The sequence below is a fragment of the Streptomyces sp. NBC_00122 genome (assembly GCF_045160845.1).
GTDB lineage: Bacteria > Actinomycetota > Actinomycetes > Streptomycetales > Streptomycetaceae > Streptomyces.
In genome coordinates this window covers 1,050,982-1,066,080 of sequence record NZ_CP108191.1, presented here as the reverse complement: position 1 = coordinate 1,066,080, position 15,099 = coordinate 1,050,982, and the positions used below count along the sequence as shown (strand labels likewise).

The following is a 15,099-nucleotide window of genomic DNA, read 5'->3' as shown; positions in this document are numbered from 1 at the left end:
ACGGATGCCCCGCACGATGCCCTGCACCGACGCCCCGCACTGGCGCCCCGCACGTCCCGCACGGAGGTTCCGCACCGGCGCCCAGGATGATCGAACAAGTGTTTCGCACGGATATTCGAATTGCTCTATGGTGGATGACGGGGGGAGGTTCATCGAGCGAAGCAGGAGGCCGCGGGTGCCCGGTTTTACGCATCTGCACACCGTTTCGGGGTTCTCCATGCGCTACGGAGGCTCGCACCCGGAACGACTGGCGGAGCGTGCCGCCGAGCGGGGCATGGACGCCCTCGCCCTGACCGACCGCGACACCCTGGCGGGCGCGGTCCGGTTCGCCAAGGCGTCCGCGAAGGCCGGCATCCGGCCCCTGTTCGGTGTGGACCTGGCCGTGTCGCCTGCCGCGTCGCCCGCCGGACCGCCCGCCGCGGGCTCGGCCGGGTCGGGGGGCCCGGCCGGGTCGGGAACGACTGGGCCGGCCGGTTCCGCCGAGGCCTCGTACCGGCGGCGCAACCCCGTCAAGGGCGGGGCCTTCATCGACGAATCGGCTCCGCGCGCGGTGTTCCTCGCCCGCGACGGGGCCACCGGATGGGCCGAGCTGTGCCGGATGGTCACTGCCGCCCACGCGGGGGTCGGGGCCGGGGACGCGGGACGGCAGCCGGTGCTGCCCTGGAGCGCCCTGCGCGGCGAGGGCGTCTTCGTCCTGCTCGGGCCCGGCTCCGAGACGGGGCGGGCGCTCGCCGCGGGCCGCCCCGACCGGGCCGCCCGGCTGCTCGCGCCCTGGCGGGAGGTCTTCGGCGACTCCCTGCGCCTGGAAGCCGTCCACCACGGCCGCACCGGCACCGGACCCGGATCGCTCCGGCTGGCCGCCCGTACCGTCGGCTTCGCCGCCGAGCAGGGCGTCCCGGCCGTGCTGACCAACGCCGTCCGCTACGCCGACCCCGGCCAGGGCCCGGTCGCCGACATCCTCGACGCGGCCCGCCGCCTGGTCCCCATCGACCCCCGCGCCTCCCTCGACAGCGGCGAACGCTGGCTCAAGGACCCCGGCGCCATGGCCGAGGCCGCCGACCGCATCGCCCGGGCCGCCGGCCTGCGCCCCGCCGACGCGCGGCGCCTCCTCGCGGAGACCCGGCACACCGCCGAGGCCTGCTCCGTGGACCCCGAGGACGACCTCGGGATGGGATCCGTGCACTTCCCCGAGGCCCGCCTCGTCGGCGCGGCCCACCGCAGCGCCCAGCGGGTCCTCGCCTCCCGCGCCTCGGCCGGCATGGTGCTGCGCGGATACGCGGACGACCCCGCGTACTGGGAGCGGATGCACCACGAGCTCGACATCATCGCCTACCACGGCTTCGCCTCGTACTTCCTGACGGTCGCCCAAGTGGTCGACGACGTACGGGTGATGGGCATCCGTGTGGCCGCCCGCGGCTCCGGCGCCGGCTCCCTCGTCAACCACCTGCTGGGCATCGCGCACGCCGACCCCGTCGAGCACGGCCTGCTGATGGAGCGCTTCCTGTCCAAGCGCCGGCGCGTCCTGCCCGACATCGACATCGACGTGGAGTCCGCCCGCCGGCTGGAGGTCTACCGGCGGATCATGGAGCGGTTCGGCACCGAGCGCGTCGCCACCGTCTCCATGCCTGAGACCTACCGGGTCCGGCACGCCATCCGCGACGTCGGCGCCGCCCTGTCCATGGACCCGGCCGCCGTCGACCGGCTCGCCAAGGCCTTCCCGCACATCCGGGCCCGCGACGCCCGCGCCGCGCTGGAGGAGCTCCCCGAACTGCGCGACGTGCGCGGGGAGTCGTACGGGCGGCTGTGGGAGCTCGTCGAATCGCTCGACGCGCTGCCGCGCGGGATCGCCATGCACCCGTGCGGGGTGCTGCTCTCCGACGCCTCCCTGCTCGCCCGTACCCCCGTGGTGCCCACCAGCGGCGAGGGCTTCCCCATGTCCCAGTTCGACAAGGACGACGTGGAGGACCTCGGGCTGCTCAAACTCGACGTGCTGGGCGTACGGATGCAGTCCGCGATGGCGCACGCCGTCGCGGAGATCCGGCGCGGCACGGGGGAGGAGCTGGACCTGGACGACCCGGCGCAGGTACCGCCGGGCGACCGGGCCACGTACGAGCTGATCCGCTCGGCCGAGACGCTGGGCTGCTTCCAGATCGAGTCCCCCGGTCAGCGGGACCTGGTGGGACGGCTCCAGCCGTCGACCTTCCACGACCTGGTGGTCGACATCTCCCTCTTCCGGCCGGGGCCGGTGGCGGCCGACATGGTGCGGCCCTTCATCGAGGCCCGGCACGGGCGGGCGCCGGTGCGCTTCCCGCACCCGGACCTGGCGGACGCGCTGCGCGAGACGTACGGGGTGGTGGTCTTCCACGAGCAGATCATCGAGATCGTGAACATCATGACCGGCTGCGGGCGGGACGAGGCGGACCGGGTGCGGCGCGGGCTGTCCGACCCGCAGTCGCAGGGGCGGATCAAGGTCTGGTTCGCGGCGAAGGCGGGCGAGCGCGGCTATCCGGTGGAAGTGGTCGGCCGGGCCTGGGAGATCGTGGAGGCCTTCGGCAGCTACGGATTCTGCAAGGCGCACGCGGTGGCCTTCGCGGTGCCCACCTACCAGTCCGCGTGGCTGAAGGCGCACCACCCGGCGGCCTTCTACGCCGGGCTGCTCACCCACGATCCGGGCATGTACCCGAAGCGGCTGCTGCTGGCGGACGCACGGCGGCGGGGCGTGCCCGTGCTGCCGCTGGACGTGAACCGGTCGGCGGCCGCCCATCGTATCGAACTGGTGTCCGATGCGCCTCGGGTGTGGGGATTGCGGCTCGGGCTGTCCGACGTCCACGGCATCAGCGAGGCCGAGGCGGGCCGGATCGAGGCCGGACGGCCGTACGCCTCCCTGCGCGACTTCTGGGACCGGGCGCACCCGGGCCGCCCGGTGGCCGAACGCCTCGCGCAGGTCGGGGCGTTGGACGCTTTCGGCGCCAACCGGCGCGACCTGCTGCTGCACTTGACCGAACTGCACGGGGCGCAGCGGGCGGCCGGCGTACGTGGTCCTCAACTCCCCTTGGAGGGCGGCCGGTCCACGGCCTCCGTCGGGCTGCCCGACCTGACCGACGCGGAGCGGCTCAGCGCGGAGCTGGGCGTCCTCGGCATGGACGCCTCGCGGCACCTGATGGCGGACCACCACGCCTTCCTGGCCGAGCTCGGGGTGATCCCGGCACGGCGGCTGCGGGATGCCGGGCACGGGCAGACGGTCCTGGTCGCGGGGGCCAAGGCGGCCACCCAGACCCCGCCGATCCGGTCCGGGAAGCGGGTCATCTTCACCACGCTGGACGACGGGACGGGCCTGGTCGACCTGGCCTTCTTCGACGACAGCCACGAGGCCTGCGCACACACCGTCTTCCACTCCTTCCTGCTGCTGGTGCGGGGCGTCGTGCAGCGGCGGGGCCCGCAGAGCCTGAGCGTGGTCGGGGCGGCGGCCTGGAACCTGGCCGAGCTGGTGGAACTGCGGGCGGCCGGCGGGCTGGACGCGGTCGCGGCCCGGCTCGCGGAGCAGCTGCCCGCCACGCCCGGGCCCGCCGGCCCGGGCCGCCGCATCCGGCTGTCCACGGGGTACGAGATGAACCCCTGGGCCGACCTCCAGCCGCCGGGCTCCGGCCCCGCGACCGGACGCAAGCTGTGGCACTCCAGCCCGGGGAGCGCGGGATGAGTACCGTGATGTGCCTGCGGCTGCACCCCGCCGACGGCGGTCCGCTCGGGGCGGACGCGTACGCCGGGGTGCTCGCGCTGCTCGGCGGGATCACCCCGGCCGTGCAGGCCCTGCCGCCCGACGCGGCCCTCGCCGATGTCCGGGCCGCGCTGCGGTACTTCGGCTGCGACGCCGCCGGGCTGGCCTCCGTGATCCGGGTCCGGGCCCTCGCCCTGTACGGCGTGGACGCCTCCGTCGGCGTGGCCGGCAACCCCATGCTGGCCCGGGCGGCGGCCCGCGAGGCCCGGCCCGGGGCGACCCTGGTGATCCCCGACGAGCCCGCCGCCGCGGCCGGGTTCCTGGCCGGCAAGCCGGTCACCGCCCTCGACGGCGTCGGCCCCAAGGCCGCCCGCACCCTGTGCTCCTACGGCCTCGACTCCGTCGGCAGGGTCGCCGCCGCCCCGCCCGCCGCCCTGCGGCGGATCCTCGGCGCCCGGCTCGGCCGCGAGGTGCAGGAGCGCGCCCTCGGGATCGACCGGACCCCCGTCCGGCCGGGCGCGGCCGCCCGCGCCGTCGCCGCCGAGCGGGCCTTCGAACGGGACGAGCTGGATCCCGTACGGCACCGGCGGGCCCTGCTCTCGCTGACGGAAGAGCTGGGCGCGAAGCTCCGTACCCTTCGTACACAAGGACAGGGCCCGGGGCAGGTCTGCCGCACCCTCTCGCTCACCGTCCGCTGCGCCGACCGCACCACGCTCACGCGGACCCGCACCCTGGCCGAACCCACCGCGCACTCCGCCGCCTTGACCGCCACGGCCTACGCCCTGTACGCCGGGCTGGGCCTGCAGCGGGCCCGGGTCCGGGCGCTGTCCCTGCGGGCCGAGGACCTGACCCCGGCCGAACGGGCCACGCGGCAGCTCAGTCTGGACCCCGAGGACGAGAAGGCCCGCCGCCTGGAAGCCGTCACGGACCGCGTCCGCGCCCGCTTCGGACCGCAGGCCATCGCCCGCGGCACGCTCGCGGCGTGACCGCGTACCACCAGAGGATCGCCCGACACGCGAGTTTTTACCGACGCGTAACTTCCCAGTGTTGCTACTCACCCGTAATTTAGCGTCAGCAGCTCCCCCTTGTGATCCGGATCACGGGACGAACCCCCACGCTCCATCCCCTTGAGTCGATCCGCAAGGAGATCACACGATGCTGCCCTGGAGACGCCTGCTCCGCCCGCTGGCCGTCCTCGCCCTCACCGCCGCCGCGCTCGTCGCCCCCACCGGCACCGCGCAGGCCGCGTCCGCCCCCAGCAGCGGCTGGAACAACTGGTCCTGCAAGCCGTCCGCCGCGCATCCGCGCCCCGTCGTGCTCGTGCACGGCACCTTCGGCAACTCCGTCGACAACTGGCTCGGCCTCGCGCCGTACCTCGTGCACCGCGGGTACTGCGTCTACTCGCTCGACTACGGGCAACTGCCCGGCGTGCCCTTCTTCAACGGGCTCGGACCCATCGACAAGTCCGCCGGCCAGCTCGCCGTCTTCGTCGACAAGGTGCTCGCCGCGACCGGCTCCGCCAAGACCGACATCATCGGGCACTCGCAGGGCGGCATGATGCCGCGCTACTACCTGAAGTACCTCGGCGGCGCCCCCAAGGTCAACGCGCTCGTCGGGCTCGCCCCCGACAACCACGGCACCACCCTGCTCGGCCTCACCCAACTGCTCCCGTACTTCCCCGGGGCCGAGGACCTGATCAGCAGCGCGACCCCGGGCCTCGCCGACCAGATCGCGGGATCCGCCTTCCAGACCAAGCTGAACGAGGGCGGGGACACCGTGCCCGGGGTGACGTACACGGTGATCGCGACCAAGTACGACGAGGTGGTCACGCCGTACCGGAGCGCGTTCCTGGACGGGCCGAACGTGAAGAACGTCGTACTCCAGGACCTGTGCGTCCTGGACCTCTCGGAGCACGTCGCCATCGGTCTCACGGACCGCATCGCCTGGCACGAGGCGCTGAACGCCCTCGACCCGGCACACGCCGAACGGACCACCTGCGCGTCGGTCTTCGACTGACCGGCGCACAGGCGGCCCGAGGTCCGTGGTCCGCGGCCCGGACCGGCGGCCGTGGGGGAGCCTCCCGGCTACCGGCGGGAGGCTCCCCCGGCCGCGCGGCGGCGGGCCACTGCGAACAGCACGGCCGCGCCCAGGGCCAGGGTGGCGGCGCCCGCGATCGCGATCGTCGGGGTGGCGCCGTTGCCGCCGGTCTCGGCGAGGTTGCCGCTCTGCGCGGACTGCGACGCCACCGGGGTGGCCGCGGCCTGCCCGTTCGTCTTCGGGTCGTTGTCGCCGTGGCCGCCGTGCTCCACCGTGGACTTGTCCGCACCTGCCGCGATCTGCTGGTCCGTCGGGGCCGAGGGGGCGGTACCCGTACCGGGCTTCGAGCCGGGCCCGGTGCCGGTGCCGGTGCCGGTGCCGGTGCCGGTGCGGGTGGCGGCGGTCGGCGCGGTGCTCGGCGCGGTGCTGGGTGCGGTGCTCGGCTTGGAGTCCGAACCGCCGCCGCTGTCCTTGCCGAAGACCACGTCCGAGCAGGTGTAGAAGGCCTCCGGGCTGTCCGAGCGCTGCCAGATGCTGTAGATCAGGTGGCGGCCGGACTTGTGGGGAACGGTGCCGGAGAACACGTAGTCGCCGTTCTGCATACCGGGATCGGTCGCCTTCGCGAACGGCGCGGGCTCCAGGTCGGACCACTTCAGCGGCTTCGCCGGGTCGTACCCGTCCTTCGTCACGTACAGCTCGAAGGAACCCTTGTGGGGCGCGGTCCCCTTGTAGTGGAAGGTGTGCGCGCCCGCCGTCATCGGGCTCGCCGGCCAGTCGGCGCGCGCCAGGTCCAGTCCCTTGTACTTGGTGTTGCCCGCCGAGCACAGCTGGCCGTCCGGGATCAGCGACTTGCTCTTCCCGGCGGCGTTGGCGATGTTCACCGCGTTCCAGTCGTAGAACGCCTGCGTCCCGCTCGCCGCGACCGCCGCCTTGCACGCGGCGGAGCGCGGGGACTCCGGGCCCTCCGCGTAGCAGGCCGCCACCCGGCTGACCGGGTCCGTCATCGAGCCGTGGGCGGCCGCGGGAGCGGCGGCGTACGCGGCCACCGCGAGCGGGGCGAGGCCGACTGCGGCGATACGGGTGGCGATGCGGCGTGCGGACATGGGTGGGTCTCCTTCGGGCACAAGGCAGGGGCGCGCCAGCGGAATCGGAATCGGGCCCCGTGGCGCCGCCCCCCGGCGGCGCCACATCCGGCCCTTCCTGTCCTGGCCCGGCCAAGCTAGCCCCCCGAACCACGGGTTCCGCCGGGTTCGGGCCCCTGGAAGTGATCCTTACGCTCCAGTTAAGGCAGGGGTAAGAAGCCGCTCAGGAAACGGGCTGCCGAGCCCTTCGCCCCGAGGGATCCTGGTGCCCCACCAGGTGGGTCATCCTCCAGCCCGGCACTATCCAGCGCCGGAGCGGCCATCAATGGTCGTCTTCGGTGGCCATCGGCCACCCTCTGGCGGCACACAGACGCCCCGTGCTGAACGCTGGGAAAGTTTGCGCACGGCCAGTGGCACTGACAGGCGGGTGCCCACAACACCTGACCGCCCGACCGCGGCTCGCGCGGTCAGGTGGACGCTAGGAGAACCACGATCTGGTCCGCACTCCAGTGACCGGCCGCGCCGGGACACTCCGCGAGGTAGTCGGCGATGGATCGCTCGTCCCATGCCCCGGACTCCGACATGCCTGCCGCCAGGTACTTCACGTAAGCAGCGGAAGGCTTCACCCACTCCACTTCACGTACGCCCCAGGGAGCGGTGAAGGTCAGCACAGGGATGCGTTCCAACACGCCGGAGCAGATCAGCGTCTCGTACCGGCCGGGCCCCAACTCGTCCCGCCCTGAACGCAGCACCTCCGCGAGGTCGAAATCGCTCCCGGGCTCTCGATACATCTCCTGAGCAGCGATGTCAGAGAACTGTTGTGCTGTCACCAGGTGGGCGCGCGCTCGCGTTCGGCCTGAAGCCGCCGGGTCGTAGAAGCCCCTGCCGCCGGTCCACACCGGAGACTCCGTGGCGAAGTACAGGCGGCCTTGGAGCTCAACCGGGACCGAGCGCACCGGCGGACGGCGATCGCGGCATCCGGGATAGCGGCGAGCGGCGCCGGGAGGGGCGCCGCCGGCGATGTAGGAGGCCAAGCGGTCCAGGTGCATGTTCGAGCCGTAGGACGTGTACCAGATCAGCTCAGGCTCAGCTCCGTCGATACGAGCCGCTTCTACCGTGTGTACCGCGTTCATCGTGCGCGAGGCGCCTTCACTGTGAGCATGAGTGGTCATCAGTCCGCCGATAGGTCGTAGCGGATCACGTGGCGGTCACCCGGCAGCGTTGTCACCATGACACGCAGCGGGCGATCGTCCTTGTCGTGGCCCGTCCTCGTATGAACAGCGAAGGGGGTCCCCGCCGGCAGGTCCAGCCTCTCCGACTCAACACCAGTGGGCATGCGAACAGTGATCTCGTCCACGTATCGCACCGGAAGAGGCCACTGGCTGCCAGCACCCCACCCGGCGCCGAGACATCCTCCGGCTTCATGAGTGGAGTGCCACGCACCAGCTCTTCCGGGAAGTAGCTGTCGGCCGGGGCGTAGGGCTCGTGATCCACAAACCGGACACGCTCCCGAACGACCGTCAGGGCCACCTGGGGGTCGATGCGTAGACGCATACCGAACTATCGGATCGCCCTTTTCTGCAACTCTCCGACTCTCGGAGAACAGGCAAGCGGATAGTTCTCTCTGAACAATGCAAAATGATCCGCCTTCGACGGGCTTCGGATTCACGGGCTGCCCCGGCATCGGTGTCCGTCCGTCAAAGCGGGACAAGCTCAAACCTGCCCGTCAGAGGCGGGAACTCCAGGGGCTGGAGGAGTGAGCGTGGGAGTGTTCGTCCGGTGTTGCAGAGGTGACCGTGAGACGTTCTGGATTGAACGAGGGCGGTCCTGTATGGCTTGCCCTGTCGGAGCGCTGCGAGGAGTGCTGGTGAAGCCTTTCGTCAAGCTGGCTGTAGCAATTCCGGGTGTGTGTTTGGTCGGTGCTTTGGTTAGTGGGCCGGCGTCTGCTACGCCGACCCCGCCGCCCGCGCCGAAGTCCACCGGCCATACCTTCAATGGTGGCCACGGGACTGTGGGGAATGTCCAGGGTGGAAACGGGAACATCTACCTCGAGGGCACGGGGCACACCGTTGGTAACGTGAGCAACACCATCACCGTCGGAAGCGCAGCGGGGAACGGCCCGGGGGATGCTCCGGGGTTCCCGGTCTGCTTCGACATCCGGAACGGTGCGGCGAAAACTGCGATCCTCAGTCAACAGCTCGGCTTCCCAGATGCACCCGAGCTGATCAATCCCGGCGCGACGATCAGAAACGTGTGCACTGATCGTTCTGGTTTCTTGGAATACGGCAAACTCGGGGGGCTGAGGATCTATGGTTCCAGTAACCCGACCTTTTATGCAGACGAACCTGCCACATGGAATGGAACCCTGCTGACCCTGCTGGCCTGCTAACGGGAGAGGCGGCAGACTCCGACCGGTCGGGGCGCGAACCAGTTCTGACGGGGCGACGCTGCGCGCCTTCTCGGCCGTGATGTTCTTTTTGTGGTTCGGGTAATACGGCGGGTGTGTGGGGCACGCTGTCTGAGCAGCCGGTCGACGGCCGCGCGGACACGCCGTTCGATCTGGTCGCGCTGCTGATGGCTCAGTGCCATGTCATCCGGCCTTTCCGGCTGCCGTGTCGATCTCTTCGCGAACCCGGATCGACCGCTCGTGCTCGGCCCGCAGACGGTCCTTCTCCTGGGCCGGGCCGCGAGGGCTGGCCAGCAGGACGGCGCCGTCGTCAGCCGAGGTCTGCCAGACGGAGCGGTGAACGAGGTGGTGGGTGGCCTGCGGGCAGCGGGAGCTGTCACACAGCCCGGTCAGCGGAGCTGCCGCGGACCGGGTGCCGACGAGCTTGAGACACAAGGCCTTCGCCGGGTCCTCGAACCAGCAGTAGTTCGCCGAGGACAGATGCAACACCGATGCCTTCATCTTCAACAGCAGTTCGATCCGCCGGTCGGTGACTACCCTCGCCGGGCCCTGGTTCATGCTCGGCGAGCCCGCTTTCGACGGCGCGGAACGCGGCCGTCAGGGAGTCGGCTCCCGGGCCTGCGGGCAGCTGCCCCTGTTCGGACTGCCGGTATGCCTCGACGGTCCGCTTGGCCTGGGCGCCGCCCGGACGGGCGCAAAACGGGCATGGGGCCTCGTTGGCGCGCACCTGGATGTATGCGCATGCGGGACCAGAGGCTCTGTCCATGAGCCAGTCCTCTGACCGGCAACGCAGGGCGCGGAAGGGACCGGACCGTGGCAGGGGTACCTCTGGATGCCTGGAAGATGGAACTCGACCGCTCGCACGACCCCGAGCGCGAACCCGGGCCGATCAACCTGCAGCGGTACGCCTTCGTCCCCGCCTATGCCGGCATCGCCACGTTCTTCGGGGTGCCGCTGTGCCTCAACCAGGACGACCTGCGCGGCGGCGACGTCGACGTGGCGGTCCTCGGAGCGCCGGTGGACATGGGCCTGGGGCACCGGGGGGCGGCCTACGGGCCACGTGCGCTTCGGGGCGACGAACGGATCCTGCCCAACGTTCCGCAGGGGCTGGTCAACCCCAGCACCCGCATCCGGCCGTTCGGCGAGTTGACGGTGGTCGACTACGGAGACGCCGCGGACCACTCGATCCTGTGGCCGGATGCCGCGGCCGTGGCCGATGTGTACGGGCCCGGCAAGGTCGGAGTGGTCCACTTCGACGCACATCCGGACTGCCACGACGACATGTTCGGTCACCTGGTCACGCACACCACACCGATTCGCCGGGTGATCGAGGACGAGCACGCTGCCCGCCTGCGCCGCGCCACGGGCTTCCGCGCGGACCTGATCCGCCGGCACGGCCAACGCACTGTGTCTGGCCAACCGCCCCGGCATCTCGACGACCGCCAGGTGCATCCGGACCTGGCTCCTGGCGGCTCCCCTCTGAGCGCGTCCGAAGGCTTGTTGGTCCGTGCCGGGTGATGTTCCGAGTTCCCGGGTCGTGGGAAGCGCTTGGCGGCTATGGTCGCACTGTCAAGCTCCACGCCAGAACCGCCAACACTCATAGCCTTGGACGAAAATGGCAGAAGTAGAATCCAACTCTACCGCTGCGGCACCTCAGGAACCCGTTTCGCCAAATTCTGGGAATGTGGGCGAGGCCGTGCGGATCACCACCACCGCATCCCAACCCGGAGGGGCTCCTGCGTGGGAGAAAGCCGTAATCAGAACCATGCTCTGGTTCTCGTTCTCGGTTATTCTTTCGGTTCTCCCGCTGGTGGCAGCTTTCTTCTTCAAGAGCACCAAGGGCGAGCAGGTTGCATACGCGGACCTGGCCGGGGACGGTGAACTACTGATCATCACTACGGCCATGGCTGCCGCCGCAGCTGGGGATCTCTGGGCCAAGGGGGCGAGTAGCGAATGGCTCACTACGGCTCTTGCTTGCCTCAATACTGCTTTGGCAATCTTCACAACGCTCTGGTTCGGCTACATCACCGCTTTGGCCGACGAAAAGACAGCAATTGACAAGGGATTCATTTCGACCTGGTCAACCACCATGTTTCTCGTCAGCTTCACTGCTAGTGGCTTGAGTATTATTCGTGCAGAGTTGAGGCAACAGTGATTCTTGAAACCCTGGCATTGGTGTTGAGTGGAGTAACGCTCGCGGCCGCATTTATGTCGGTCCTGATTGTGATGCGTAGGTCGCGCAACCATGAGCCCCGAAATGTTTCGATTTCCATCAGGGGTGAGAGTGGAAATATTCACATCGAGGCTTCCGGGATGTCAGAGGATGAGATTCGGCGGCTTGTCGAATCTCTCCAGGTCTATGACCAAGCGCGGGTAGACGGCGAAGAGCGCGAGCGGTAGGCGTGGAGGGGGAAGGAGACCGGAGTTGGTGGACGGCCTCGGGATGGCGTGAAGCCTCGTCATTATCTCGTCAAGGATGGGGCGCTCCCTGACCCTGTATCACCTCGGGGGAAGTCCCGCCCGTAGTGTCCATGCGCGCGCCAGGCCCGTTCGTCAGGGCAAAGGTGTATGAACCCGCAGGTCTCCAGCTCGTGGGCGAGTCTTCTTCATGCCTGGGAGACTGAGCTCACCTGCGGTGGCTTCCCGCTTGGCTCCCCTCGGCCGAAGTGAGGACCGGACCCCCGTTCCTGACCTGCAGCGGAACAGGTGCAGGAGTCCGGTCCTGCCTACGCTCCACCTGAGGCAGGGGGAAGCCGCTCAGGAAAAGGCGGGCGGGGAGGTCAGCCCGTGCAGCCGGTGACGCTGCCCAGCGGGGCGCAGTTGTCCGGGCGGTTGTCGCGCACCGCGGAGCGGTCCAGCGTCACCGTGGAACCGTTGTTGAAGATGCCGCCGCCGCTGCCGATGCCGCCGTTCGCGGTGTTGTGGCGTACCTCGGAATCGGTCAGGTTCACGGTGCCGCCGTCGGTGCGGATGCCGCCGCCCTGCAGGGAGGCCGTGTTGCGGCTCACCGTGGAGTGGTTCAGCGTCAGCGCGTTGGCGTTGAGGATGCCGGCGCCGTTGTCGGCGTAGTTGTCGCGCACCTTGGAGCCGGACAGTGTCGCCGAGCCGAAGTTGGCGAGGCCGCCGCCGTTGTCGGCGCTGTTGTCGCTCAGCGTGGAGCCGGAGAGCGTCAGCGTCCCCTGGTTGCGGATGCCGCCGCCGCTGTCCGCCGCGGTGTTGTGGCGCACCACCGAGCGGATCAGGTTCAGCGTGGCGCCCGCTTCGTTGAAGATGCCGCCGCCGTTGTTGGCGTGGTTGCCGGCCACCGTGGCCTCTTTCACCGTCAGCGTGCCGCGGTTGAGGATGCCGCCGCCGAGGGGACCGGGAATGGCGGCATCGGGTTCGGTGGCGGTACCGGTGCCGTTGATGACGGTCAGGTGGGACAACTGCAGCCGGACGCCGGCCTCGACCGTGACGGTCGAGCCGGCCCGGTTGCCGTTGAGGGCCGCGTGCTTCTCACCGGTCACGGTCAGGTTCTTGTCGACGGAGAAGGTGAAGGGGCCCACGCAGGTCCCCTTCACCAGCAGCGTCTCGCCCGGAGCGGCCCCGTCGATGGCGGGTTGCAGGGCCAGCGAGTTGTGGAAGCAGTTCACCACGGTGGGATGGCCGTCGCCGATGTCCGTGCCGCCGGCCGCGGCCGGGACGGCCCCGACCAGGCTGACCGCCCCCGCCGCTGCCGCCACCGTCGCCGTCGTCGCCCACCGGCGTGCTTGCTCGAGCATCAGTCTTCTCCTGTCTCCGTGCAGCGCAGAACGCCCGACGGCGTTCCCCGCTGCCGCTTCCGGCGCGGGCGACCTGAGCGCCGACGCCGGAACAACCGATCCCCCCTCGGGCGCGAGGGAGTCCCGGAGCGGGCCGCACGTCCCCCGAACGGCCCGGGACGATGACCGGTGTGGCCCACAGACAGGGGTCGCCGGGCTCGGCCGGTCCGCGGTCAGGCGAGGAGCGCGGGCAGGCCATCCGGGGTCCGGGCCTGGTCGTCCAGGGCGTCGAGGGCCCGTACGGCCTGGGCGGCCGCCTCGGGGTCGCTCGTGGTGAGACCGCTCTGCGCGAACTCGTCCTCGTCCAGGCGCAGCACCGAGGACCCGTCCGCCGAGACCCACAGGTCCAGGTCCAGGTCCTCCACGTGGATCTCCCCGCCGCGCACCAAGGCCGGGCGGGTGACGTCGCAGTACCAGCCCTTGAGGACCCCGTCGCCGGTCCACACCTCCTTGACCGCGTACCAGCGGGTCCGCCAGAAGTGCTCGACGAAGACGTCGCCCGGCTCGAAGCGGACGAACCCGAAGTCCCGTACGCCCTCGGCCGCCCACGGGGCACGCACCGAGATGCGGTCGCCGTCGTCGGCGACCCGCGCCGCCGGGTAGCGGATCTTGACGCGGCCCGCCTTGGTCAGGATGACGGTCAGTTGCTCGGTCACTCGGTCTACAGCCCCTTCGTGTAGCGCGTCTCGGTCGCGCAGATCTCGTATCCGAACCACGTGTTGATGGCGAGCATCGGGCCGTTCTCCGCGTCGTTGCCGGTGAACGCCTCCGTGTACCCGCATGCGCGGGCCCGGTGCAGGGACGCCGTCTTGGCGAGCTTGGCCAGGCCCCGGCCGCGGAAGGCGCGCCGGGTGCCGGTCATCGCCGAGCCGTAGCGGGTGGCGCCGTCGGTCTGGGCGGCGCTGAACGCGGCCACCTCGCCGTCGACCAGGACGACGGCGGTCAGCTCCTTGTCGAGGGACGGGCTGTTCCAGGTCTGCGCGAGCCAGTCCTCGTAGTCGTCCAACTCGGTGCCCACGTCGCCCGGCTCGTCGGAGGTCGTCTCCGCGTCGGCCTCGAAGAGCGGACGCGGATCGGCGGCGAAGGCGGAGGCGGGGCGCAGTTCGACCCCGGCCGGGAGGGTCTGCGGGAGCGGGGGCAGCGTGGCCGCCGCCAGGTCCAGGCGCAGGAAGTGGGCGGAGCGGCCGCGGCGGTAGCCGCGCCGTTCGGCGAAGGCGCGGTGGGCGGGCTCGTCGAGGACCCAGGCGTAGGCGTCCACGGCGCCGTGGGCCGCGAGGTGCTCCTCCGCCGCGGCGAGCAGCAGGCGGCCGGCGCCGAGGCCGCGGTGGGCGGGGTCGACGTACGCGTTGACGTACGACCGGCCCGGCTCGGGGCTGTCGTAGGCGATGCCGACCTGGGCGGTGCCGATGACGAGTCCCTCGTCGCTCTGGGCGACGAGGAGGCGGTGGTGCGCGGCGGGGTGGGCGGAGGAGAGCTCGAAGGCCACGCCCTCGGCCGTGGTGATCATGAAGGGCAGGGCCGAGCGGCGTACCCGTACGACGGACTCCGCGTCCGGGGAGTCGTCCGGGCGGAGATCGCGGATGAGGACGGTCATGCGGCCGACGCTACGGGCGGACTTTGGTCCGGCGCCTCCCAATTATCCGGCGATGGGAGACAATCAGCCGCGTGACCTCGACAAACCTGAAGATCACCATCGACGGCTCGACGGGCTCGGCCGCCCCGTACGAACAGCTGCGCGCGCAGATCGCCGACCGGGCCCGGTCGGGGAAGCTGCCGGCCGGCTTCAAGCTGCCGACGGTGCGCGGGCTGGCGGAGGAGCTGGGGCTCGCCGCCAACACCGTCGCGAAGGCGTACCGGGCGCTGGAAGCGGACGGGGTGATCGAGACGCGCGGCCGGCACGGGACGTTCGTCGCGGCGGCGGAGGGAGCCTCCCGCGAGGCCGCGGCCGCCGCGCAGGCGTTCGCGGAGCGGGCGCACCGCCTGGGCCTGACCGAGGCCGAGGCCCTGTCCGCCGCCGCCGACGCCCTCCGGGCCCGGTTCGCCGCCCGCTAAGGGCTG

Annotated in this window: 15 protein-coding genes; 8 read left to right on the top strand and 7 right to left on the bottom strand. The window is 70.9% G+C overall.

Translation table 11 applies throughout. From position 1 onward, the window contains the following. Positions 1-175: 175 nt before the first annotated feature. The 3 genes from OG737_RS05080 (at position 176) to OG737_RS05070 (ending at position 5,731) form a co-directional block, all read left to right on the top strand. Positions 176-3,697, top strand: coding sequence for a DNA polymerase III subunit alpha (locus OG737_RS05080; protein WP_328924927.1), 3,522 nt, complete (start codon positions 176-178; stop codon positions 3,695-3,697). Further along, positions 3,694-4,701: a hypothetical protein gene (locus OG737_RS05075; RefSeq protein WP_328924926.1), complete on the top strand. Its 1,008-nt coding sequence runs from the start codon at positions 3,694-3,696 to the stop codon at positions 4,699-4,701. Before OG737_RS05080 ends, OG737_RS05075 begins: the two co-directional genes overlap by 4 nt. Before the next feature lie 169 nt (positions 4,702-4,870). Beyond that, positions 4,871-5,731 (top strand): alpha/beta fold hydrolase, encoded by an 861-nt coding sequence (locus tag OG737_RS05070; RefSeq protein WP_328924925.1) that lies wholly within the window; start codon positions 4,871-4,873, stop codon positions 5,729-5,731. 68 nt (positions 5,732-5,799) lie between these two features. Here the strand turns inward: OG737_RS05070 and OG737_RS05065 are convergent, their stop codons facing one another. From OG737_RS05065 to OG737_RS05055, 3 genes are all read right to left on the bottom strand, one after another. Then, complete coding sequence (locus OG737_RS05065; protein WP_405921232.1) at positions 5,800-6,855, bottom strand: lytic polysaccharide monooxygenase; 1,056 nt, start codon at positions 6,853-6,855, stop codon at positions 5,800-5,802. A 446-nt stretch (positions 6,856-7,301) separates the two neighbouring features. Further along, a complete protein-coding gene (locus OG737_RS05060) occupies positions 7,302-8,006 on the bottom strand; it encodes a histone deacetylase (protein ID WP_405921231.1) in 705 nt (234 codons plus the stop codon). Continuing rightward, complete coding sequence (locus OG737_RS05055) at positions 8,006-8,191, bottom strand: UTRA domain-containing protein (protein WP_405921230.1); 186 nt, start codon at positions 8,189-8,191, stop codon at positions 8,006-8,008. The genes OG737_RS05060 and OG737_RS05055 overlap by 1 nt, the downstream gene beginning before the upstream one ends. Before the next feature lie 720 nt (positions 8,192-8,911). On the opposite strand from OG737_RS05055, the gene OG737_RS05050 reads away from it, so the two are divergent. Beyond that, complete coding sequence (locus tag OG737_RS05050; RefSeq protein WP_328924921.1) at positions 8,912-9,223, top strand: hypothetical protein; 312 nt, start codon at positions 8,912-8,914, stop codon at positions 9,221-9,223. 201 nt (positions 9,224-9,424) lie between these two features. On the opposite strand, the gene OG737_RS05045 is transcribed toward OG737_RS05050, so the two are convergent. Beyond that, positions 9,425-9,799, bottom strand: coding sequence for a hypothetical protein (locus tag OG737_RS05045; RefSeq protein ID WP_405921229.1), 375 nt, complete (start codon positions 9,797-9,799; stop codon positions 9,425-9,427). 255 nt (positions 9,800-10,054) lie between these two features. Between OG737_RS05045 and OG737_RS05040 the strand changes: the two genes are divergently transcribed. The 3 genes from OG737_RS05040 (at position 10,055) to OG737_RS05030 (ending at position 11,641) form a co-directional block, all read left to right on the top strand. Then, entirely contained in the window at positions 10,055-10,759 is a 705-nt protein-coding gene (locus tag OG737_RS05040) for an arginase family protein (protein WP_405921228.1), read from the top strand. Between the two features lie 97 nt (positions 10,760-10,856). Then, a complete protein-coding gene (locus OG737_RS05035; protein ID WP_328924918.1) occupies positions 10,857-11,396 on the top strand; it encodes a hypothetical protein in 540 nt (179 codons plus the stop codon). Next, positions 11,393-11,641 carry a hypothetical protein gene (locus tag OG737_RS05030; protein WP_405680164.1) on the top strand — a complete coding sequence of 83 codons (249 nt, stop codon included), beginning with the start codon at positions 11,393-11,395 and terminating at the stop codon, positions 11,639-11,641. Before OG737_RS05035 ends, OG737_RS05030 begins: the two co-directional genes overlap by 4 nt. Before the next feature lie 380 nt (positions 11,642-12,021). Here the strand turns inward: OG737_RS05030 and OG737_RS05025 are convergent, their stop codons facing one another. The 3 genes from OG737_RS05025 to OG737_RS05015 all read right to left on the bottom strand — a co-directional run bounded on the left by OG737_RS05025 (position 12,022) and on the right by OG737_RS05015 (position 14,635). Continuing rightward, positions 12,022-13,002: a hypothetical protein gene (locus OG737_RS05025; RefSeq protein WP_328924917.1), complete on the bottom strand. Its 981-nt coding sequence runs from the start codon at positions 13,000-13,002 to the stop codon at positions 12,022-12,024. A gap of 212 nt (positions 13,003-13,214) precedes the next feature. Next, entirely contained in the window at positions 13,215-13,697 is a 483-nt protein-coding gene (locus tag OG737_RS05020) for a DUF402 domain-containing protein (protein ID WP_328924916.1), read from the bottom strand. A gap of 5 nt (positions 13,698-13,702) precedes the next feature. Beyond that, positions 13,703-14,635, bottom strand: coding sequence for a GNAT family N-acetyltransferase (locus OG737_RS05015; protein ID WP_405921227.1), 933 nt, complete (start codon positions 14,633-14,635; stop codon positions 13,703-13,705). Between the two features lie 71 nt (positions 14,636-14,706). Here OG737_RS05015 and OG737_RS05010 point away from each other — a divergent pair, with 71 nt between their 5' ends. Then, on the top strand, positions 14,707-15,093 hold the full coding sequence (locus OG737_RS05010) for a GntR family transcriptional regulator (protein WP_328924914.1): 387 nt from the start codon (positions 14,707-14,709) through the stop codon (positions 15,091-15,093). Positions 15,094-15,099: the final 6 nt, after the last annotated feature.

Coding starts and splice junctions, on each gene's coding strand:
- OG737_RS05025 (WP_328924917.1), bottom strand. CDS start 13,002: ATGCTCGAGCAAGCACGCCGGTGGGCGACGACGGCGACGGTGGCGGCA.
- OG737_RS05045 (WP_405921229.1), bottom strand. CDS start 9,799: ATGAACCAGGGCCCGGCGAGGGTAGTCACCGACCGGCGGATCGAACTG.
- OG737_RS05015 (WP_405921227.1), bottom strand. CDS start 14,635: ATGACCGTCCTCATCCGCGATCTCCGCCCGGACGACTCCCCGGACGCG.
- OG737_RS05060 (WP_405921231.1), bottom strand. CDS start 8,006: ATGACCACTCATGCTCACAGTGAAGGCGCCTCGCGCACGATGAACGCG.
- OG737_RS05035 (WP_328924918.1), top strand. CDS start 10,857: ATGGCAGAAGTAGAATCCAACTCTACCGCTGCGGCACCTCAGGAACCC.
- OG737_RS05065 (WP_405921232.1), bottom strand. CDS start 6,855: ATGTCCGCACGCCGCATCGCCACCCGTATCGCCGCAGTCGGCCTCGCC.
- OG737_RS05070 (WP_328924925.1), top strand. CDS start 4,871: ATGCTGCCCTGGAGACGCCTGCTCCGCCCGCTGGCCGTCCTCGCCCTC.
- OG737_RS05075 (WP_328924926.1), top strand. CDS start 3,694: ATGAGTACCGTGATGTGCCTGCGGCTGCACCCCGCCGACGGCGGTCCG.